This is a genomic window from Chitinophaga sp. Cy-1792, from assembly GCF_011752935.1.
In the GTDB taxonomy this organism is placed as follows: Bacteria; Bacteroidota; Bacteroidia; order Chitinophagales; family Chitinophagaceae; genus Chitinophaga.
This window is the reverse complement of record NZ_VWWO01000002.1, coordinates 757668-780445: the sequence shown is the minus strand read 5'-3', so window position 1 is coordinate 780445 and position 22778 is coordinate 757668. Positions and strand designations below refer to the sequence as shown.

The 22778-nt window shown below is 44.4% G+C and carries 21 protein-coding genes; 3 read left to right on the top strand and 18 right to left on the bottom strand.

Annotation, left to right across the window (positions count from 1 at the left end; translation table 11 throughout):
- The first annotated feature begins 144 nt into the window (after positions 1-144).
- Entirely contained in the window at positions 145-1410 is a 1266-nt protein-coding gene (locus tag F3J22_RS17455) for a NupC/NupG family nucleoside CNT transporter (RefSeq protein WP_167019231.1), read from the top strand.
- 205 nt (positions 1411-1615) lie between these two features.
- Here F3J22_RS17455 and F3J22_RS17450 read toward each other — a convergent pair whose 3' ends face one another.
- A complete protein-coding gene (locus F3J22_RS17450; RefSeq protein ID WP_167019230.1) occupies positions 1616-2014 on the bottom strand; it encodes a DUF4259 domain-containing protein in 399 nt (132 codons plus the stop codon).
- 73 nt (positions 2015-2087) lie between these two features.
- Positions 2088-5618 carry a chromosome segregation protein SMC gene (smc, locus tag F3J22_RS17445; protein WP_167019229.1) on the bottom strand — a complete coding sequence of 1177 codons (3531 nt, stop codon included), beginning with the start codon at positions 5616-5618 and terminating at the stop codon, positions 2088-2090.
- Positions 5619-5889: 271 nt separating this feature from the next.
- Here smc and F3J22_RS17440 point away from each other — a divergent pair, with 271 nt between their 5' ends.
- Positions 5890-8124, top strand: coding sequence for an FUSC family membrane protein (locus F3J22_RS17440; RefSeq protein WP_167019228.1), 2235 nt, complete (start codon positions 5890-5892; stop codon positions 8122-8124).
- Positions 8125-8148: 24 nt separating this feature from the next.
- Here F3J22_RS17440 and F3J22_RS17435 read toward each other — a convergent pair whose 3' ends face one another.
- Both F3J22_RS17435 and F3J22_RS17430 read right to left on the bottom strand, forming a co-directional pair.
- Entirely contained in the window at positions 8149-8595 is a 447-nt protein-coding gene (locus F3J22_RS17435; protein ID WP_167019227.1) for a hypothetical protein, read from the bottom strand.
- 412 nt (positions 8596-9007) lie between these two features.
- Positions 9008-9550, bottom strand: coding sequence for a hypothetical protein (locus tag F3J22_RS17430; protein WP_167019226.1), 543 nt, complete (start codon positions 9548-9550; stop codon positions 9008-9010).
- 222 nt (positions 9551-9772) lie between these two features.
- Here F3J22_RS17430 and F3J22_RS17425 point away from each other — a divergent pair, with 222 nt between their 5' ends.
- Positions 9773-14122, top strand: coding sequence for a gliding motility-associated C-terminal domain-containing protein (locus F3J22_RS17425; protein WP_167019225.1), 4350 nt, complete (start codon positions 9773-9775; stop codon positions 14120-14122).
- 64 nt (positions 14123-14186) lie between these two features.
- Here F3J22_RS17425 and F3J22_RS17420 read toward each other — a convergent pair whose 3' ends face one another.
- From F3J22_RS17420 to F3J22_RS17355, 14 genes are all read right to left on the bottom strand, one after another.
- Positions 14187-14633: a hypothetical protein gene (locus F3J22_RS17420; RefSeq protein ID WP_167019224.1), complete on the bottom strand. Its 447-nt coding sequence runs from the start codon at positions 14631-14633 to the stop codon at positions 14187-14189.
- A gap of 67 nt (positions 14634-14700) precedes the next feature.
- On the bottom strand, positions 14701-15162 hold the full coding sequence (locus F3J22_RS17415; protein ID WP_167019223.1) for a hypothetical protein: 462 nt from the start codon (positions 15160-15162) through the stop codon (positions 14701-14703).
- 21 nt (positions 15163-15183) lie between these two features.
- The gene (locus tag F3J22_RS17410) at positions 15184-15675 is read right to left on the bottom strand and encodes a hypothetical protein (RefSeq protein WP_167019222.1); all 492 of its coding nucleotides are present in this window, start codon (positions 15673-15675) and stop codon (positions 15184-15186) included.
- 18 nt (positions 15676-15693) lie between these two features.
- Positions 15694-16107 (bottom strand): hypothetical protein, encoded by a 414-nt coding sequence (locus F3J22_RS17405; protein ID WP_167019221.1) that lies wholly within the window; start codon positions 16105-16107, stop codon positions 15694-15696.
- A 96-nt stretch (positions 16108-16203) separates the two neighbouring features.
- Positions 16204-16605, bottom strand: coding sequence for a hypothetical protein (locus F3J22_RS17400; RefSeq protein WP_167019220.1), 402 nt, complete (start codon positions 16603-16605; stop codon positions 16204-16206).
- A 141-nt stretch (positions 16606-16746) separates the two neighbouring features.
- Entirely contained in the window at positions 16747-17325 is a 579-nt protein-coding gene (locus F3J22_RS17395; RefSeq protein ID WP_167019219.1) for a hypothetical protein, read from the bottom strand.
- Between the two features lie 115 nt (positions 17326-17440).
- The gene (locus tag F3J22_RS17390) at positions 17441-17932 is read right to left on the bottom strand and encodes a hypothetical protein (protein ID WP_167019218.1); all 492 of its coding nucleotides are present in this window, start codon (positions 17930-17932) and stop codon (positions 17441-17443) included.
- A gap of 53 nt (positions 17933-17985) precedes the next feature.
- Positions 17986-18498, bottom strand: a complete 513-nt coding sequence (locus F3J22_RS17385; RefSeq protein WP_167019217.1) for a hypothetical protein — start codon at positions 18496-18498, stop codon at positions 17986-17988.
- A 41-nt stretch (positions 18499-18539) separates the two neighbouring features.
- Positions 18540-19019, bottom strand: coding sequence for a hypothetical protein (locus F3J22_RS17380; RefSeq protein ID WP_167019216.1), 480 nt, complete (start codon positions 19017-19019; stop codon positions 18540-18542).
- Between the two features lie 20 nt (positions 19020-19039).
- Positions 19040-19504 carry a hypothetical protein gene (locus tag F3J22_RS17375; RefSeq protein ID WP_167019215.1) on the bottom strand — a complete coding sequence of 155 codons (465 nt, stop codon included), beginning with the start codon at positions 19502-19504 and terminating at the stop codon, positions 19040-19042.
- Between the two features lie 145 nt (positions 19505-19649).
- Positions 19650-20150 carry a hypothetical protein gene (locus F3J22_RS17370; RefSeq protein ID WP_167019214.1) on the bottom strand — a complete coding sequence of 167 codons (501 nt, stop codon included), beginning with the start codon at positions 20148-20150 and terminating at the stop codon, positions 19650-19652.
- A gap of 43 nt (positions 20151-20193) precedes the next feature.
- Positions 20194-21243 (bottom strand): hypothetical protein, encoded by a 1050-nt coding sequence (locus tag F3J22_RS17365; protein WP_167019213.1) that lies wholly within the window; start codon positions 21241-21243, stop codon positions 20194-20196.
- A gap of 106 nt (positions 21244-21349) precedes the next feature.
- Positions 21350-21763 carry a hypothetical protein gene (locus tag F3J22_RS17360; RefSeq protein ID WP_167019212.1) on the bottom strand — a complete coding sequence of 138 codons (414 nt, stop codon included), beginning with the start codon at positions 21761-21763 and terminating at the stop codon, positions 21350-21352.
- Positions 21760-22569 (bottom strand): hypothetical protein, encoded by an 810-nt coding sequence (locus F3J22_RS17355; protein ID WP_167019211.1) that lies wholly within the window; start codon positions 22567-22569, stop codon positions 21760-21762. The genes F3J22_RS17360 and F3J22_RS17355 overlap by 4 nt, the downstream gene beginning before the upstream one ends.
- Positions 22570-22778: the final 209 nt, after the last annotated feature.

Genomic DNA, 22778 nt, shown 5'->3' with positions numbered 1-22778 from the left:
TTCTTCAAATTGCTTTACTTTTAATTGATTAGCGGAATATTTTAGCACAATTAAAGAAACAACTGTATCTGTGGATGATTTGTAGGATAAAAAATACTTATCTTCGTCGCTTCATTGCATACATTTTACGATTTATTTGCATTTATGGAACGCTTTCAGGGCTTGGTAGGCATTGTACTTATTCTGGGTATTGCCTTTTTATTTTCAAACAACAGGAGCAAGATCAATTACAGATTAGTTTTTAGTGGTATTGGGTTGCAGATTCTTATTGGTATTCTCGTGTTCAAAGTTCCACCAGTTACCTTTTTCTTTCAGAAAGTTGGCGCTGCTATGGGTAAACTGGAACAATTTGCGCGTCAGGGTGCAGCCTTCGTTTATGGAGGCATAGGCGTTACCCAGCCTCCTGCCAATTCTATTGCCGACTATGCACAGGGAGGATTTGTTTTTGCTTTCAACGTAACCGCCACTATCATCCTGGTATGTGTGCTGGTAGCAGTATTATATCACTTTGGGATTATGCAGCGTGTTGTTGCGGTTATTGCCCGCGCCATGAACTACATCATGCGTGTGAGTGGTGCCGAAGCGCTGAGTAATGTGGCGAGCGCCTTCGTTGGCCAGGTAGAAGCACAGGTAATGATTCGTCCTTACCTTTCTTCCATGACCAAAAGCGAATTGCTGGCTTCCATGAGTGGTTCCCTGGCATGTATTGCCGGTGGTATCCTGGTAGTATACGTAAACATGGGCTTACAGGCAGGTATGGATATCGCTCCTTTCCTGATCACGGCTAGTCTGATGGCTGCTCCGGGAGCATTGGTGATCGCCAAGATCGTTTATCCTGAAACGGAAGAAAGCCAGACCATGGGCCGCGTTAAAATGGAAGTTAAATCTAACTATACCAATGTAATCGATGCAATCTCCCACGGTGCCGGTGATGGTTTCAAAATTGCGATGAACGTAATTGCGATGCTGATCGGTTTCATTGCTTTCATTGCGCTGATCAATTGGGGCCTGATCCACATTGGCCACTGGTTCGATCCAAAATTTGATCTTAGCCTCGACTGGATTTTCGGTAAACTGTTCACGCCGATGGCATGGGCTATGGGTGTACCTTCCGGCGATGTAAATAGTGTAGCTACACTGCTCGGTCAGAAACTGACCATCAATGAGTTTGTGGCATTTAAGAGTCTGACCACGCATAGCATTCCTGTTATGTCGGCTAAGGGCCTGGCTATTGTGACGATCGCCATTGCTGGTTTTGCGAATTTCAGCAGTGTTGGTATGCAGATCGGTGGTATCGGTGAGCTGGCACCGGAAAGAAGAAGTGATCTGGCCAAGCTGGGGCTGAAAGCGCTGTTGTGTGGTACGCTGGCGTCTTATATGTCTGCGACGATTGCTGGTATGTTGCTTTAAAATATTCTTACAGGGTTCTATTTTCCTGCATACAAAAAAACCTCGGGCGCCTTCGGCACCCGAGGTTTTTTTGTATTGTTAATTCTCCGCCTTCGGTGGAGAATTAACAATACAAAAAAAGGGAACAGCATAGAAAAGGGAAAGTGCTATCCCCCGAAAGGACAGCGCTTTCCCTTTTAACAAATAATATATCCTGAAAAGAGGTTTAGATTTCTAATCTTTTCACCAGGCCAGCCTGAACATTTTGCCAGGAGCCAAGTTCACCTTGTTCATCCCAGTATTTCTTCATTTCAGAGTCGTTCAGGATTTTGTTGACAGCTGAAATAGCCTGATTTCTTAAGGCTTTTGTACCGATAAGGTTCAGAATATCCAGTTTTTCCATTGGATCTTCCGGGTAATCTTCGCTCGGACGGCCAACCAGTGCAGCTACTGTTTCTGCTGCTGCCAATCCTTCTTCGCAATCACTAACTTCTAATTTTTCGTGGTTGTTAATAATGCGTGCCAGCGTGTCTGTAACAAGACCACCATCTTTGTTTTCTATCAAGTCAAAAACCCAATCCTGAGAACCATCGTTTTCAAAATTCCTGGTACCCCATGCGCCCATAGTGTGTAGAATTTAATTTATTTTTTGAATTAAAATTAACAGTCAATGCATCAACAACAAATAAAACCTAAGATCAGTTCAAACTTCGGAAATCTACCGGCACCAGCTTACTGACACCAGGCTCCTGCATCGTTACACCATAAATCACGTCCACAGAGGCCATTGTCTGTTTATTGTGGGTTACGATGATGAACTGTGAATTATCTGAGAATTTACGGATCATATTGGTAAACTTACCTACGTTGGCATCATCCAGCGGTGCATCCACCTCATCGAGGATACAGAATGGAGCTGGTTTGATGAGGTAGATGGCAAACAGCAGCGCGGTGGCCGTCAGCGTTTTCTCTCCACCAGAGAGCTGCGTGATGGCAGCCGGGCGTTTACCCTTAGGTTTGGCTATGATCTCGATACCGGTATCGGCCAGGTTTTCAGGATCGCTCAGAATCATATCACACTGATCTTCTTCTGTAAACAGGGCTTTAAATACGCGGATAAAGTTCTCTTTTACGGTATTAAATGTATCAAGGAATTTCTGGTTGGCAGTAGACTCCACCTCCTGAATAGTGGCCAGCAGCGAATCTTTCGCGTTGACGAGGTCGGTCTTCTGTTCCAGAATGAACTCATATCTTTTTTTCATTTCCTGGAAGGCTTCAATGGCCGTAGGGTTGATTTCCCCCATATTTTCCAGGCGTTTTTTCAGTCGCTCGGCGCTGCCTTGCAGTTCTTCTACCGGCAGTTCGGAGCCGCGCTGTTCATCGATGATTTCATCAAGGTTTACTTTAAACTCCACGCTGAGGCGTTCTTTCATGGATGCCAGCTGCAGTTTGAGTTCATTTACCTTGTCTTTGATGGTATTCAGCTGCTGGTCGAGCTGTTCCCTGGCCTTTTGTTTATTGCGCAGGGTCGTTTCCAGTTCCTGGAGGTGATTACGGAAGTTGTAGTATTCCTGATCTTTTTCGTTCAGGGCTTTTTCTTCTTCTTCACGCTGGCGGAAGAGTTCGACCAGGCCATCATCGGCGGTGCTCAGCTTTTCAACGGCGGCAGCGATATTGGCTACGGCATCTTCCAGCTGGGTTTTATTCTGTGCGATCTGTGTATGCAGGTCGCTGAGTTGTTTGCGTTTGAATTCCAGTTCCTGTTTAAGTGCAGCAATCTTACTTTGCTGACGCGTCTGTTGGAGGTTCTGGTTGTTGAACTGTACATTGGCCATATTGAACTGCTGTTCGGTGTCCTGTGCGCTCCTGTCGGCATCCGCAATGGCATCCTGCAATTCATTTACCCGGTCGTTGAGGTTGTCCAGTTCTTCCCTTACGCCGGAAATACTCAGCTGATTTGTTTCCAGCGATTGCTGCATTTCCGCCAGGCGCTTATCACCGGCTTCGATGAGGGAATGGAAGTTCTCAATTCTGTTCTGCAGGCCAAACAGCTGGTTATTGAGCTGATTGAGCTTTTCGCGGGCAGCATTGATATTATTTTCATTCAGCTGGCTGTTATAGCCTAACACCTGGTTATGCTTGTCCTGGATGGCAGTGCGGAGCACGGCCACTTTACCTTCCAGCTCTTTAATTTCGGCTTCCAGTTTTTCCAGGTTTTTGGCGCGGCCCAGCTTTTTACCTTCGAAGAGTCCGACAGAACCACCGGAGATATTGTATTTCCCGCGGTGCATGCGTCCTGATTTCTCTATGAGCAGGATCTGGTCGCTGGCCAGCTGGCTGAATTCGAGGCGGCTGATATCTTCCCCGATAAATACTTTACCTAAGAGGAAGTTACCGAGGCCTTTATATTTTTCTTCGATCTCCACTACCTGAAGGGCAGGAATGGTACCCGGCGGTGCCAGGATAGGTTCATGTTCCTGACGGAACTGGTCCAGGATAAAGAAGTTAGCCTTTCCTTTCTTGTTGCTGTCGAGGAGCTGAATGGCCTGGATGGCTTCAGCAGCGTTGTTGACAACGTAATAGTTGAGGTAAGGTTCCAGGAGGTTCTCCACGCAGGTGCGGTAATCTTCCTTACAGAAGAAAATATCACTAAGGATTGGTGCTGCGTTGTTCCAGTCCGGATTCTTTTTCAGGAATTTGATACTATCAGGATACCCTTCGAGGCTGTCTACCAGGGATTTGAGGAGGTCGTATTCGTTCTTTTTGGAGTCCAGTTTACGATTTTCGTCCACGAGTTGGTCTCTGAGGCCTTCGATATCTGACTGGGTAGAGAGGATTTTTTCTTTTGTTTCATCGTGGAAGCGCACCATTTCGTCGAGTGCGGTCTTTTCCGTTTCGATGGTTTGCTGGAGATTTGATTTCTCCGTTTCCAGCTGTGTGATTTGTTGGTGCCTTCCCTGGTTTTCTTCCTGCAGCTGTTGCATGCTTCGCTGGAGGTTGAGTACGGAGGTATCGGCTACGGCTACTTTCTTTTCGGCTTCGAACTGTTGGCGTTGCCAGCGTTGCTGGTCGTTGCGTAAGGTTTCGAGGGCCTGTTTCTTTTGCTGGAATTTCTCTTTCTTGTCTTCCACCATTTCCCGGAGTGTTTCCAGTTCATCGGTCATGGTATCGAAGATTTCGCTTTCTTCCACTACCTGTTTTTCGGAAAACTCAATGGAGGTGGTCAGACCTGCCAGCTGGCCTTCCGCATTATGGAGGAAGTCCGTAATATTTTTTTCACGTTCCCGCAGGTAAGTCAGCTGCTGGGAGGCGAGGTTTTTATCATTTTCTTTGGTACGAATGGTGGCTACCAGTTCGTTAAAGGATTTCTGCAGTACCTGGAGTTCGCGCTCTTTGGCAACAAAATGCAGTTTATCTTCTTCCACGGCTGCTTCAGCAGTGGTTATTTCGGTTTCCAGTGCCAGTTTACGGTCACTTTCTTCCTGTTGTTTATCGGAGAGATCCTTAAATGTGATATTGAAACCTTCGAGTGCCGCTTTGGCCAGTTCTATACTGATTTCGCGGTATTCCTTTTTCACCTCGTAGAAGCGTTCGGCTTTACGGGCCTGGCTTTCAAGAGTTTTAAGGTTGTTATTGATTTCGAAGAGGAGGTCTTCAATGCGGTTGAGGTCACCTTCTGTGGCGTCCAGTTTGGCTTTGGCTTCTTTTTTACGGGTTTTGTAAATAGAGATACCTGCCGCCTGTTCCAGCATTCTGCGGCGACTGTTTTCTTTGTCTTTGATAATATCATCCACCATTCCCAACTCGATAATCGCGTAGGAATCAGTACTAACCCCGGTGTCCATGAAGAGGTTATGGATGTCTTTCAGGCGACAAGCTACATCGTTGAGGCGGTATTCGCTATCGCCGTTTTTGTAGAATTTACGGGTAATCGTAACCGTAGTGAATTCGGTAGGCAGTACATTTTTAGTATTCTCGAACGTCAGGCTTACTTCTGCCATACCGCTGGCGGAGCGGGTTTTCGAGCCGTTAAATACCAGACCCGCCTGATTTTCAGAACGCAGGTTACTGATCTTATGCTCGCCGATCACCCAGCGGATAGAGTCGATAATATTACTTTTGCCACAACCATTTGGTCCTATCACTCCTGTAATACCCTCATCAAACTGCAAAACGGTCTTATCTGCAAAACTTTTAAAGCCTTTAATTTCTAGTGTTTTTAAGCGCACGACTGTTACCTCGAGATTTTAAGGCGTCAAAGATATAATTTTACCCGATTGAAAAAGTAAATTAAGTGAGAACCTGTTAAATCCAGCAATTTTTTATGCACAGTTGTGAATAATTTAATATTCCCGAACAAATAACTGGTTTTATAAATCACTGATTATAAATATAGTGAAAACATCAATTAAAATTTAAATTCCTACCGTAAATATCCGGGTTTCTTCTTTTAACAAAGGGTAATAACTACCTTTGTGGCACCAAAAAACCCGAAAGCGTTTGCGTACAGAAAATTGGATTAACAATATCAAGACCTTCCTTTACAGTTATCATTTTAGTAACGGTTTACGTACTACCATCAGCGTTGTTGTGCCTAGTTTAGTGTTTGCCGCCATGGGCCAGCTCGGACTCGGTATCGCCATGTCGATGGGCGCCCTGTGTACGGCCCTCAGCGATGTTCCCGGCACCATCGTACACAAACGCAACGGACTTATCATCAGTACCATCCTGATTTTCCTCACAGCACTGGGAACAGGCCTGCTCATCCCCTACCATATCCCTATGGTCATCTGGATCGCCGGCTGCTGCTTCTTCTTTGCCATGCTCCTCGTATACGGCAACCGCGGCGGTAATATCGGTACCGGATGCCTCCTGATATTGGTTTCTATCCTGGGTGAATCTTTACAATCTCCTTCAACGGTATTACTGCATGCCGGAATGGTACTCCTGGGAAGTATCTGGTATTCTTTCCTGGCCCTGCTCCTCTGGCAGATACGCCCCTACCTCAACGTACAGCAGGCACTGGGCGATTGTATCCTGCAGACAGCCCGATACCTGGAATTACGGGCTAATTTCTATACCTACGGCGTTGATGTGGAAGAAAACTACCGCACCGTACTGGCACAGCAGGTACTGGTAAACGAAAAACAGGAAAATGTACGCGAACTGCTGCTGAAACGCCGCTCCGACCAGCAAGGTACCACCAGCATCAACAAAAGCATGGTACTCATTTTCCTGGACATGGTAGACCTGCAGGAACAAATCATGGCCTCTCAGACCGACTATAAAGCCTTACAGCGTGATTTTAAAGATAGTGGCATACTCCCGCAATTCCACACGCTGATTCTCGACTATGTGGAAGAACTGAAAACCATCGGCCTGGCAGTAGCCGCCGGACAAAGGAGTCTGCCTAAATCCAACCTCAAACTGGGGATGGAAAAAGTGAGGCGTACCATTGCCGACATCACCCTGAAACTGCCTACGCTGAAAGAAAGAACACGTACCATGCCGCTGACGAACATCCTGCAAAACCTGCAGGACATGGCACAGCGTATCTATAACCTGCACCGCCTGACCAGGCTGGAACGGCTGAAAGATGAATCCATTGACCCTAACCTGGAACTCTCGAAGTTTACCACTAAAAACAAGTACGACTTCGAAACCTTCAAAGACAACCTGACCTTCCGGTCTCATATATTCAGACATGCCATCAGGGTGAGTCTGGCCACTGTAGCGGGTTACATATTGGGCATGTCGTTACATCTCGACAGGGTATACTGGATATTACTGACCATCGTTGTCATCCTGAAGCCTGGCTTCGGACTGACCAGGTCAAGGAGTATACAGCGCCTGATAGGCACCATCACCGGGGCATTGTTCGCAGCCGGATTGCTGTACCTGACGCATAATCCTACGGTGATCTTTATTTCCATGCTGCTCTGTATCCTGGGCGCCTATAGCTTTATGAGCTTCCGGTATACGCTCAGCGTGTTCTTTGTAACACCGTTTATCATCTTCCTGTTACACTTCCTGCATCCTTCAGATTTGTACAACGCCGCACAGCGCGTACTCGATACCTTCATAGGCGGCACCCTGGCATTTGTGGCCAATATGGTACTTTGGCCGAGCTGGGAACGCAACTTCCTGCCAGACTATATGACGAAAATGCTTCAGGCCAACAAACATTATTTTGAAGTGGTGATGAGCGTATATGCCAAAGAAACCGTAACTGTTACGGATTTCAAACTGGCCAGAAAAGATACTTATGTAGCCAGCGCCAATATGATGTCGGCATTCCAGCGAATGCTCTCCGAACCTAAAAGCAAACAGCAAAATGCATCCAGGGTATATCATTTTGTGGTACTGAACCATACCATGACCTCGCATACCGCCGCACTTGGCGCATATTACCTGCATCATGGTGTACAGTTCCCTCGTCCTGAATACCAGGAAGTAACCAACTACCTGCTCAACTACATGGACCAGCTGATGTTGTTACTGAACGACAAAACCGCCACTGACGTAAATCTCCCGCCTGCCTTAAATACCTTCGAACACCTGGACCAACACCTGGAAGAACTGGTTAAATTAAGACAGCAGGAAATCAACGACGGACAAGGCCCTACCGCTACCAGGGATGAAATGCTGGAAACCAAACAGGTACACGACCAGCTGATGGCGATCTTAGCGCTGGTAAAAGATATGGGCAAGGCACTGAGCGGCGCAGAAAGATAAAGCAAACGGAGACCTGTGTAGGTTTTATGCGGGTCTCCAGACTTTCCTAAAAGACTTAATGACCATATATCCCTGCTTCATGCCATGCTGTTCGAGTAAGGCAGCAACAGCATCTATCTCTTCCACAGTAATCTTTCCGCTCCCTGCAGACAGCACCAGCACGCTTGACTTCTCTTCATTATAAATCTCCACACTTTTATGCTGCGTTATAGCATATCTGCCATCCTGAACAGGAAATGAATATTCATATTTTCTCCCGAAAATATTCTTTGTCTTAATGGTAAGGATATCTCCTGTCACATGAAGATGGGCTTTGAAAACTCTCTCATAGGCATTCTGAAGCCTGATTAACAGTAACGCAAACATACAAGCGTCCGCATTGGGTTTTACATACAATACCACGGCTGCTATCAGCAAAAAAATTACCAATTCCCGGATAAAAGCTGACGCTTTATAAACTTGAAAATTCATGGTGAGATTTATTGATTCCATTTGATATTTAAAAAACAACGATGTGGCAATTGATGGACCTATTCACCAGCCAACTATTGTCAATGTCCAGGACCATCCTGTGAAGCAGGATAATCTTTAGTTTTACGCGCCTGTCTGTTCCTCCGGCCCCAAAACCAGTTAATTATCTGTACAACTATCCCTGCCAGGAAAAACACTCCACCAGTAAAAACAATTCTTTCGATGCTTAGGGTCAAATAAGTTTCTGTGCTTCGCACATAAACCACAAATACCTGAACCCCTATTTGTGAGGCCTTCCAGGCACAAATAAACATTACTAAGCCTAAAAGGTAACAACACCTTGCTACCCAAATATTTATTTTTCTCTTTGGGGGATTAATCATTGACATAGGAGAAGCGCAGTATACGCGTTTTATTTGATGGCCTTCAGCATCTCACAGTAACTATGTGGCAGATGCAGCATTTTAGCTGTTGCCACAAACTCGTTATATGATTCTTCAGAAAGCTGTATTTCATATTCATCGATCAGCATCAATAGCCGGGAAAAGGCTGCCCCATAATCTTTATCTTCCATCAGGTGATAAACCTGCCCGGCCTTTTTCCGTGGTACACCACACTCCTGACTCTTTTCAATTAATACCGACATTCGTTGATAATTATCCGGCACATCAAACGATGCTGCCTCAACGGGTTTTGCTGCTTCCGTTTTTGAATAATCGTTCACAAAAAGTCCATATATAAGCGCACCTAATCCCAGGATCACAAAAACGCCTCCCATAAAGGCAATACCATCGGGATTAAGCGTGAGCGAACGATTGGCTTTAGGATTATCTACCACATAAGATCCTACGCCCATATCCGATAATCTGGTACTGCTGATGATCATCAATATGCCCAAAATGATACCAGTAAAGGGTATCCAACGTGCTGTTCTTCTTTTTTCCAGATATTTCATTGACAGATAATTACAAGTCAGTCACCAGTTCTATAAAATAACAATTTATGAAGATTCCCGCCGATTTTCCGGCAGTGAAGGCAATACTAAAAAAATTTACTGAAGCACAGTATTGATTGATATAAACTTTCCTCCATTTACTTATCTAGCCACAGGAATTAACCCTGTCAGCTTACCAGGAGCAGGGCCTAAATAGTACCTTTGCTGCATCTAACCTATGCAATGAAGCATCTTAACCTCTATACGCTATTAGCCCTTCTGATTATTTGCATCAGTCCATGGTATGCAAGTGCACAGTGCTACAACAACTTTGAAGAAACGATTTATATTCCAGGATATGCTGCCAGCGGCAGCAGTATCATCTATACCAATGACGGACAATACCTGATTGCAGGGAAAATTGCATCAAAGAATCTTAGTGATACGACCGGCATGCTCCTGCAAGCAGACAATACAGGCAATGTACTGTGGTGCCGGGCGATCTCCACTACCACTACCAGTGGCCTGAATATGCTTATTCCAACGCCGGATAATGGTTATTGTGCCCTGGGCACCATTACTATCAATGGTATTCCCTCCTGCTGGATATTGAAGTTTAACGCGATGTTAGATATACAATGGCAGCAATCAATTACAGTAGATAATCGTCCGATAACACCCAAAAGCATCATTACGATGGAGAATGGCGGCTATGCTTTGGTGGGCATTGCCAATGACAGCACCGCAAAGTCGGATGGTGTTTTACTGGTATTAAGTAGCACCGGAGATGTTTTGGCATCGCAAATTTATGATGGCGGAGCAGCAGATGGCTTCACCAGCATACTTGAATATAACGGGCAGTTACTGATAACAGGATATACCGGCAATACACAGCGAGATGCCATCCTGATGAAAGTGGACATTAACAACGGCTGGAATAACCATACCACCAAATATGCTCCGGTAGCCGGTTCAGATGCAGAAGGAATTAGCTTATACGCCATCCCGGGAGGATATAGCTGGAGTATTAAATCAGAACCCACACCACCCACTTCTGCTGATGTTTTATTGTACAATATTAAATCCACCGTTGGAAATAATGATGCAGTAACACTGACACAAGCCTTTAATATCAGCGGCTCAGGGGTTTACCACTGTAAAGTATTACCACGGCAAAGTGAAGCCGGAATTGCATTCCTGACGAATGGCCCCTCCTATGCTACCTGGATGTCTTTATCCGCGGCCGACTTCACCGGCCGCCACCAATGGAGCCGGCACTATACCTATGCCCGGGGCGAGTTTTCAGATTTTGTAACCACCGGCCAGCATGGATACGCGGTTACCGGCTATGCTACCGCCTTTGAAAATGGCGTGGCCCTCATGAGAACAGATAACATGGGCCGAACCGGCTCCTGCGCAGGCCCCACCAACGGCAGCGGCGGCGGCGGATCTTCACAGCTGGCGGGTAATTCCTGGACATGGAATAAAACAGTGGTACCGGTATGCAACATAAACAGTGTAATTGCGGCTTATACAGACAAACCCACACATATAGAACTGGCATGTAAATACCAGGATTGCATGCCTGCGCCCCCCACTGATAACGGAAATGCATGTGCTACATCTTTTACAACCATTTTGAAAGATGAAAATTATACAACAGAAATCTATGACGCCAACAGAACTGCGGATGGTGATATCGTTACCATTGGCACCAGATATTCCGGCTTCAGCGGCGGACCAACTATCACCAAACTAAAGCCCGGCGGCAATCTGCGATGGGCTAAACAGTTAAAAAATACCCGGTTCGGTGAAGATTTCTCAGGCCGCTATCAACAGGTGATTAATACCAGCGATCAACATTTCCTGGTAGGTGGCGTAGAATACGTTGGATATAACCATGGCGTGTCAGACTCGGCTGTACTCATGAAAATGGACTACGACGGTAACCTCATCTGGTCCAAAAGAATGGCTACCTGGTATGCAGATGACCTGAAATACCTGTTTGAAGCCGAGAATGGCGATTATATCACCTGTCACAATCAGGATTATGGACATGGTGGCTGCGACAATGCAGTCATGAGGCTGGATAAAAATGGTAACATGATCTGGCAACAGAAAATTACCGGTTGGTCTGCCTCCAACAGGCATATCAGGGCTATGCTGTATGAACAGGGAAGCATCTACCTGCTATTTGACAACTATATCCAAAATCTTATTCAAAGTCTGGCTGTAATGAAACTGGATGCTGCCACAGGAAAACTCTTGTGGACAAAGACCATAACCGACGCGAATAATGGCTTCACTCCAATGGGCATGGTATTGATCAATGATGTACTGTATATAGGTATCGGATTATCTATCGGCAACGACTATTTTGACCGAAGTATGGTTCCTGTGGTCGCTAAATTAAAGGGCGCTACCGGTGAGCAATTGCCAGGATTCAAACTGAATAATACCAGAATGTGGAAAAATCGCAATGTTGAACCATTCATCGATTACACCAATGTAACCTTTACCAAAAGCGCCGACAATCAGCTGGTTTTTGCCAGGGAAAGTGTGGCGAAATCCGGTGTTGGCTATAACCTGATGATACATAAGATCGGAACAGATGGAACGGTAACCTGGTCAAGAGATTACACACAGCTAAACAATCACCAGATCAACTCCCTTCGTGCGGATAATGCAGGATTTATTATTTCCGGTTTTAGTTACGGAACGGATATCATCAAAGAGGCAGCCAATGAAGGATTTGTGTTGCGTGTCAACAGCGCCGGAGAAATCGAAAACAGTAGTGGCAACTGCCTTAGCCAGGCTAATGTAGCTGGTCCAGGCGGGATTACCACCAGTCCCAATACTTTTACAGAAGATCCCACGGAAAAATTCGAATCAGAACCTGCTACCATCGGGCATCGGTTTACCAACCCATGGATACTGGACGATACACAGATGTCCTACCCTGCCTGTGCCAGTTTCTCTGCGTGCACGCCGGCAATGCTCAGTGGCCCGGATGTTATCTGTGACCGGGAACAGATCTGGTCTTACACCGCTGTGAAAGATCCCAATTGTCATACTTCGCTGGTCTGGCAGATCGACCCGGCCTATGTAGATATAATGGCGACAGCCGCGGATAACATCTCCCTGAAATTTAAAAAAGCAGGAAAGACAAATGTTAAAGTACAGGTAGATGCCGGCTGCGGTATGCTCCCTGCCAGCGTCATTGTAGACATTCCCATAGCTGCGTCTACGCTTGAACTTGGCCCGGACCTGGAGCTTTGCAAAGATGCTGTTTTACAACTGGATGCAGGTACTACCTTCAATACCTATCGCTGGAGTAATGGCAGCATAACGCACAATACTACTGTTAATAAACCTGGCACCTACTCACTAACGGTAACGGATAAATGTAATCATAGTGCTACAGATGCCGTAGTGGTGAAAGATGGAAATGATTATCCTTTCAGTCTGGGTGCCGACATAGCCAAATGTGCAGAAAACCGCATTACCAGGGCCATCCCGGCAGGCTTCACCAATTATACCTGGAATAATGATTACAAGCTGGACATTGATGGCAATAATGCCGGTTTTTACACCGACAGGGACGCCACCTACATCCTGCAGGCAGAAAGATCCAACGGCTGCGTGTTTAAGGATACACTGGCGATAACCATAAAGCCTCCGATGGATATGGGATTGGCAAGCGAGCTATCGATTTGTGACAAGGATGAGCAGCAGGTAAGCATTGCTGGCACCTTCAGTAATATCACCTGGAATAATGGCAGCAGCGGCAATGATATTACCCTGACAGCTGCAGGGACCTATATTGCCGGCGGAACTGGCCCTAATGGATGTCTCACCGCTGATACCCTGCTGCTGCATGTCAACCCGCTGCCGGAGGTAACGTTGCCGCAGGAGCAATACATCTGCGAAGGAACCCTTCATGTACTGGATGCAGGCACCGATGGGACTTCCTATACCTGGAGTACGGGAGAAACTACCAGGAAGATCATTGTTAAGACTACTGGTGAATGGACGGTAAACGTCACGAATCAATACGGCTGCAACACCAGTGCTACCGCATGGTTCAGGGAATATAGCAAGCCTCCTTCCGGGTTCCTCGTGGCTGATACAACCCTATGCACATGGGGAGAAATCACTATTCCGGTGAGGAAACCGTATGTTGCCTACAGGTGGAGTGATGGCAGCACCGCCAATCATTACACCACCGGCCTTCCTGGCTTATATGCGCTGGAAGTCACCGATGCACTCGGATGTACAGGAAAAGAGTATGTTCGGGTAACGGCAAAAAGCTGTGGCTGGGGTATTTACGTACCAAATGCATTTACGCCGAATAATGACGGGCAGAACGATGTATTGCGGCCAAGGGTATTCGGCAACGTGAGCCGTTATCAGTTTTCTGTTTTTGACAGATGGGGAAACCTTGTATATCAGTCGAACAGCATCAACCAGGGCTGGAACGGAAAGAATAAAAACCTCGATGCGCCGGCAGGGACGTATGTCTGGATGTGTATATACCAGATGCAGAACGAACCGGAGCAGGTTTCAAAAGGAACTGCTGTCTTATTAAGATAAAAAGAGGATTTCCCGAAAGTTGTTTGTCTGATGGTATCCAGCCGTGTACAGCGCGGAACTGATCTTATTGTTTTATATGACCTCCCGGTTGTATACCATTGGCGGTCAGTAATGCAATCATCCTTTTTATATCATCCGGAGAGATCGTATTTCCATTGGAGATAATCATCAACATCTTTTTATTTGCTGCATCACAGACCTCCAGGTAAGGAGCCTGTTTGCTTCCAAATAAGTATTTGATGATGCCGGTTTGATAGGTAGCACCGGCAACAGGACAGACTTTTGTAGTATTTCTTCCTAAAATATTGGTCACAATGACTTTCATTTCATTATCTGCAAATTCAATACTACCATGTGTGCCTCTGTATAATATCTTCACCATACACAGCAGCAGCAGGCCCAGTGAAAGGTATAATGCCGCAGGAAAGAAATAAGTAACTGCGCTGAACAGTAACACTATTATTATAGCGTCTCTTATGATCCTGGTATTTTTGACGAGTTGAAATCTCATGAGCTGAAATAGTGAATAATCTTAACTTTTCACAATAAAATGCAAATTTAAGCATATTCTACTATATCTATTTTGCCGGCATAGGCGCTACGCCGACGGCAATGCAGGCCTCTTCCATTTCTACTAACTGATCAAATTCCCAGAAATTCGCTTCCACCATTTTTGCCACTTTCTTACGTTTACGGATGTCTGTTAATTTAACAATTGCCGTTCTGTCTGGCCATGTTTTGTAAAATTTCAGATAAAGATCAGCAGTTGCAAAAGATACCTGCACCTTCTTCCCCAGCCTGTTTCGGCGGGTTACCGCTATAGTTTCTGCTGAGATTTCCACCTCACAGACAGACATCTCCATGAAATTTCTGTAGTATGAACCCAATAAAGTGAATAGTCCCAGGAACGCCACATCATATGTTCCTTTTAAAAACCAGCGTACAAAGACAGCTCCAAGTATCATCGACATAGCGTACCATGTCCAGGTGATCCTGGGCAGGGCTGTTTCAAATCTTTTTGCGGTAGTGGCAGTATTCATGGTATAGATTTAAGCGTAAAGCTAATATCTTGCAGGCGTATGCTTAATTCCAGCTGCTTCACAAGTCACTCTCATCGCTTGCAGGTCGTCAAATTTCCATCCAAAATTCAGCACCATACGCATAAAGCGCGGGCGTCGGAAAAATCTGTTCTTCTCTTTTTTTACCAGGTCAAATGTAAGTAGTGCACCTTTAACGCCGGTATGTCCATGTTTGTAAAGAAGATCAGTAGCAGGACATGCTTCGTATTTTGTTTTCCCTTTCCTGTTTTTCCAGATCACAGTGATAACATCAGCAGCAACATCTACATTACAAACGTGCATTGCATTAAAATAATACCAACAGGAGCCGGCAAACAACATCCCATAAGCCCCTGCAGAGATATGCGTAATCAAAGTACCTTTTGTGACTGCAAAAAAAATACATAACGCGGCAAAAATGAACCCAAGAAAGGCTTCATCGAAAGTGATGCGGGGAAGTCGGGTCTCGAATTTCCGGATAATTGCGTTGTCCATGTTCCTGGTTTATGTGTCTTAAAAAACTGCATATGCTGACTTTATCCCAACGCGCTCACAGGCTTTTTCCAATCTTTTCATATGCCCCAGCCGCCAGCCATACCCGTTCTTCATCTTCATAAAACTGGGACGGATAAGCCAGAAATTACGCTGATTCATTACCAGGTCTACACCGAAATAACGGTCGCTGAAACTCATCAGGCTATACTCCAGCCTCAAGTCAGTTACGGCACAGGAAATCGCCTCCTTTTTACCCGACCTGTTAATTTTAATGACATTAACGGTGGTTTCATTGATAGTTATGGCTATAGGGTACATTTTATAAAAATAATTCCACCATACGCCTGTTATCAGGATAACCCCCAAGGTGATAAATACAATCTTATGCTCCAGTGGAAAAGGATAGGAACATATCCCCATGCTTATACCCACAACTGTTAAATTTTCTGTTCGCTTTATGCGCTTAGGTAAGGTTGTTCTAAAATGCCACATGTTAACGGGTTCAGGTATAGCTGGCTGTTGCAATTCCTATCTCGCTATTTCAATGCCTGTAAGCATTTCTTTCCCTTTGGCCGGCTGTTTAAAATGAAATATCATAGAAGTAGCCAGAAACGTTTGGTCGTTACGGTTATAACTCGTAACCAGGTAAGATACAGCTGCCTGGGTGGTAGTGGCTTTTCCATTTTTAAAGAAATCATCAAAAAAGCCCCGGTTTACCAGTATTTCAAGCGCTGTTTTCAGTGAGACTTTGTCCTTTATTGCCGGATTATCCTCTTTACTGCCAACACTTAACCGGAACGGCACCTCGCAATACTGCGTAAGCGGCACTACCTTCTTCTGCCGGAGCATTTGGAGGATAGCAGTTTTATTTTGTGCCTGCGCGTACACATTCACCATCAGGAAAGTTAAAAGAAGCACTATGTATTTCATCTCACGGTAATTTCTCCCTACAAAATAACAGAACTTCTTAAAACATAAAAATACCAATGGTAATATACTGGCTGTATCAGTAAACAGCCCGGACGTCAATGTCCGGGCTGCGATTTAATACATTATATTTTTCAGGTAAGATTAAAAGTTAAATGAACAGTTTAATCCACCTGCATCAAATTGTTCATTGATAGTGGTATGCATATAGAATGCCCTTAATTCGATATTATGATTACGGCGTCCTACATGGAAACGTACGCCTATGTTGGCCGCAGGGCCGGCACCAGATTCACTGGTCGATAACCCGTAGTTATCGTAATATGAGTAATCATAATTGTGGTACATATAATGCCAGCCAAAACCAGCACCAATAAAGAAGCCGGATTTTTTGTGTAAACCATTCAGTGCACCGGCGCCAATGTTGTAATCAAACATCAGCGGAATATTAACGCCAAGCGCAACAGAAGATGAATTACCATTATCACTCCAGTTGAAGCCACCGGCAAAACCAAATGTCATGGGAACACCCAACGATACAGAAGATGTTGGGCCTACTGCAAAATGATAGCGGGGATTGTACAGCAATGTTACAAGGCCATCAGCATCGGCAGCTGCCGGCTTACTGATTAAAAACCCTGTTCCGATGCCATGTTTAAAACCCTGGGAGAAGGCATGATTACCCATGAATGCGAGCAGTACGAAAAAAATTACCTTTTTCATGTAATAGTATAGGTCTAAGTTGGTGATAGAACAAGCTGGTCAAATAATATACCAAGTGCCGCTTCCGGCGAATCATTTCACAACAAGATAAGTTTACATTATCGGAATGTTGCCATCAAAACCACTTTGCCTGCTCTTTCTTCTCTATACCGGCGTTATCAAATGCAACTTCCAGCTCAGTAAAATCGGCTAATGTCCATCCATCGGTTCTATCTATAATCTGCATAAACGGACTTTTAAAAAGCCCTGTATTATTTTTTTCATAGAGATTCAGTGTAGCACTTGGCGCCTTACCACCAGTAGTACCACGCTTATAATATAATTCTGCCGGCTGCCGGGATGCCTCTTTCGTTTTTCCTGTATGGTTCTTCCAAAAGATACTCACAAATCCCCTGGCAATTTCTATTTCACAAACACGCATCCTATAAAAGAAACCCCACCAGGCAACTATCAACGTAACAGTCAGCACGCACGTTATGGTAGCTTTGAATTCACGATTAGTAGTGGGAAAAACGAATAGCACCCAGGCTATCCCCGCCAAAGTAAAAACCGAATAAATGATTACTCTCCATGGCGATATTGACAACTCTTTTTCAAATTTGGGCATAGGATTTAATATTTATTTCAAGGATATTTATTGTAACAATACGGTCTGATTATTCAGGAGGTTTTTTCTTCTGCTCCTATTGTTTGCCAATGGTCAATGGCTTTTATCCTGGCTGCCTTACACAATGCTTCCAGTGCAGGAAAGTCTTCCTTTACCCAACTATCCCTGTTATTAATAACACGCATAAAACGCCCACCTAACAGCGGCCAGCTTTTTTTCAGCAGTTCAAAAGTATCTTTCGGATACTTGTCGAATGTTCTACCAAATTTATAGACCAGATTCTGGCTGGTACAGGTCGAAATGCTTTCCATGCCAGCCATGTTCTTACGTGTTACTGTCACGATGCCATCTTCTATCTCAATTACACACACCTGCATATGCAAAAAGTCGTATACCCACGACAATGCTACCACCACCATGAGTATACCTACCCCGTAAAGAAAAAATCCTGCATCCCTTTCATGCACAGCACTCACACCTGCAAAAAACAAGCAAAAAGAGCCGACAAGGGCGGTCGCCCACGCCCCAACCTTTGACTTTGATATTTCCTTTTCAACCTTAGGCATAGTGGGATAAATTTAAAATGAAACTTCATGTATATCCGGGATTATTTCTCTGCGATTCCTGCTTCCTGAAACATCGTATACAGGTCTGCAAGCTGTTCTTTGTTGCCACCATCCTTTCCATCAACAACCTGCATAAAGATGGTACCGGCAAACGACTTGTATCCTTTCCGTTGCATAAGAGACATAGTTTCGCGACGGTCTTTACTTTCAGTATGTCCCCATTGCCAATACAGATTGGCTACCGCATCAGATTCCTGCTTTTCCTTACCTATTCTGTTCTTCCATGTAACAGTTACCACACCGTTATCGATTTCTACTTTACAGACGCACCAACGCAATAAATAATTTGCCCAAAGGAAGCCCATTACTATAATAACCAGTATCAACAGTAAATTTTTAAATTGCAGATCTTCGATACTATCTCGTTTTGCAGGAGGAGAAAAATGAAACAAGGCTGTAAACAAGGTAATTATTAGTTCTATCAGCGGAGTTTGATATGTTTTCTTTATAAAAGTTGCCATAGCTATTGTTTGAATGTTCCTTATTCGCCAAACATCCTCTTCTCCAGCCGTACCAGCCATTTCCATCGGGGCGCCTCTTCAATACCTGCTGCAACATAAGCGCGTTCCAGTTCTTCCAGGCCTGTTATATCCCAGTATTTTGAATAAAATATCTTCACAAAATATGGTTTAAACAACAGCCGGTATTTCTCCTTTCTGATCAGATCCAGTGTACAACGGGAAGGTCGTATGCTTGTTGTACCATATGCATAATAAAGGTCATTAATACCACAGGATACAGCCCTATACCTGCCCGACCGGCTTTTCCATTTCGCAATTACAACGTTATCAGTGATTTCAATTTCACGTAACTCAAGACCAAAATAGAAGCCTGCGAGGGTAAGCACAGGTATCAGCAGCAACGCGCGTTGTACTAAAAAAATAATCCAGAGATACGTAATCCCGTTGGGAACTAAACCCAGGCCAATCGGAATGAACCAAAACACGCATTCAAGAAATACAAACAAATATAGTCTTAAGAGAATGTATCTTGATCTCCAGAATGGTGTGAAACATTTCTTTCTAAATACTGGCATAAGACATCTTTAAATGGAATGAGGTGGTTAGACTACCAGCAGGTAAACGCGCTATCTATGTCCACTTTGAACTTCCCGGTTCTTTCTGTACGCCGGCCGCCTCACAGGAAACCATCAATTCGTAAAGGCCACCCAGGTTCCATTCGGTTGCGTTATCTATCCTGACGAACGGTGACTGAAATACCACTCCACTATACTTCTTTTCTATCAGGTACAATACCGGCTCCGGAAATTTCCCTCCGTCTGTCCCGCATTTGTAATACAAATCCTTTGCCGGGCGGGACTCCTCCAACACCTTTCCTGAGCGCGTTTCCCACCTTACTGTTACGATGCTGTCTTCGATATCAATTGCTGAAAGCTCCATTCCAAAATAATAAAACAGCCTGCGAAAAACGAGTACCATTGCCAATACCACTGCAATAAAGTCCATGGCCGTATTAGACCCCTGCCCCTGTAATTCCATGGCAACAATTGCAGTAGCATCGCAGACCAGTATCAGCAGACAAATAATATCTATTCCACGGGTATCCTCGCTATAAGTTTCAAATCTTGGCATTAGTAAATCTGATAAATACAATTCATTAAAAATGTTTCTTCTACTAATAGGGATATACTGCTGCAACAAATTTATCCCGCCCGATCTCCTGTATCCCTACTGCCTTAAAAGCAGCTTCCAGCTCAGCAAATTCATACTTTACCCAACCATCCCTACCGTCAACTACTCCCATAAAAACAACACTTACAAAAGATTTATAGCCTTTCTTCTTAACAAGAAAAATGGTTTCGAGCGTTGATCTCGGACTGGCAAATCCCAGCTGATAATAAAGCTCATTCACCTCACAAGTCTCTTCTCTTTTATTGCCAGCCCTGTTTTTCCACCAAACTGTGACCACTTCATTTTTCACCTCAATTCTATACACTCCCATCCGGAAAAATGAAGCAATCCAGGATATTATGAAACCAATACAGCCTGATCCTATCAAAAGGAACATCGATAAATTAGCCCTCCATGGCTTTACCATCCAGGCAATACAATACAGTAGAATGCCCGCAATAAACAGCATATCCTTCCATGTAATCCCTGGCCGCCGCGGTTCAAATAATTGCGGTATGACTACCGCTGAGGAAGATTGCTCAGCCGCAGGTTCCCCGACAACATTGTTATCCGGTACCTCTGTCCATCGCCAGCCATCCCCTTCCTGTATTCCTACGGCTTCAAATGCAGCTTTCATTGCCTGTAAATCTGTGTCTGTCCAACCATCTTCTGCCACAACAGTCACAATAGAACCACCTTTTTTTGCTCTTAAACTCAACGTCAGATACACTACTCCTCCTAATCCATTTTTTGAACCGCTGACATAGAACAGGTCTGATACCGGCCGTGATACCTGCTTCTCCTTCCCTTTCCTGTTACGCCAGGTAATAGTTATATTTTCTGCAGAGATCTCTACAGCGCATACAAAAAAGCGAGGATAGTATATCAACCAGGTGTATATTATTATCAGGATGACCGGCGCCACAATAACAAATATATCAGGGTTCTTCATGAATATGCCAAGCATACTGAAAACAAAAACGAATATGCCAGCAATGATAGTAGCTACTGTTTCAGTAAAGGTATCTGGTACCTTCTTTTCAAATCTTTCCATAGTCCAGACAATTTATTTATTCCCGCTTTTTTGTGAATAGCCTTCAATTATCCCAGCTATATACCCTGCTCCATTTTTTTACACTCCCGGCCTTATCTGTTCATGGCTATTCCAATCTTGCGCATATATGTAGCGGTAAATAAAAACGACAAGCGACTTTCTTACCTTTAATTTCTCCAGGTATCCAATCCGGCATTTCCCTGATCACTTTCACCATAGCCGCTTCAGCAGCCGTCCATGTTTCGGAAGCCTTGTCCTGTATGCCAACTGCTGTCAGCTTCCCATCTTTGCAAATAATAAAAGATATCGGAAAATATCCCTGGCAATCTTCCTCGTCAGGGAGTTTTGCATGCTTGCTTATATATCTGCTAAGCGTTGCTTCCCCTCCGGGAAACTGAGGCATCTTAGGTAGGAAAGTGTATATGCTGTCTTTAGGTTCAGCAGCCTTTCCTGTATGTCCAAATGATAATATACCTATTGTTAGCAGCAGTGTCTTAAAAATCGCGGTTCGCACGTTCATCTTTTTTCGTATTTAACATCAAATATATCCTCTGAAATATCAAAGTTGCGAGGTACATCCGGCTTCGTTTTCAGCAGGTCAAAGTACCAGTCGGACATCCCCACAACTATATTAAAACTGTCATTCGCCACCTGTTGCAAGGTTATCTGTTTACCATTTTTCACTAGAGAATCCCCTTTAATCATAAAAGCAGTAACATTCAGCCCTACATCTACATTCTGTAAATTGATTTCCAGCTTGCCATCGTTATCCAGATCCGTAAATACATTTTCCCCGGATAACCAGCTATCTCCTGGTACGTGGGATATCTGGTTCAGACAAACGATTTTATCTGCATTTGTGATATCGAAAACCACAATCTGATACCAGTGAATTTGTCCGGAACCATTGTTTAACAGCTGCAAAATCATATAATCCCTTCCCTCCTGCTGATAAATCCATCCACGCTTTACCACGACCTCCAGGTTCTCAAAAAGAATACTATCCAGCGGGAAAAATTGATGGTTAATTACAAGTGTATCACCGGATTCCTTTATCATGCGGTAAGCCATTGTAGCAACCCTGTGCTCCAGTTTATACTGCCTATTCAGCCGATAATAATTTACTACCTGTCTGGTGTCTTGTTCCTCAATACACGGAAAACACACCCGGTTGATCAATACAGGGGTAATGGAAATTTCCCTCATCAGCTTATCCGGCATCATATCCAGTAATACCGGCTTATCCAAACTTAACTGTTTAAAACTGTTAAAAGGAATGAGGTCTTCCTGTGATGTGTTTGTTACTAAATTATTTATCGCTGGCATGGGCTGTCGGGTTTTCTTTGATTGACAACCAATACAATGAACAATTATCGCAATCAGAAGGGATAAATATTTCATAGATTTCAGGCCACTCGTATATCAGGAAAAAAATAAACTAATACATAAATAAGCAAATTGCAATAGGATCAAATACATGATCGTACGTTGATTGATACGCTTTATCTGCCTACGCTCTTCCGGTGAAAAAAGGG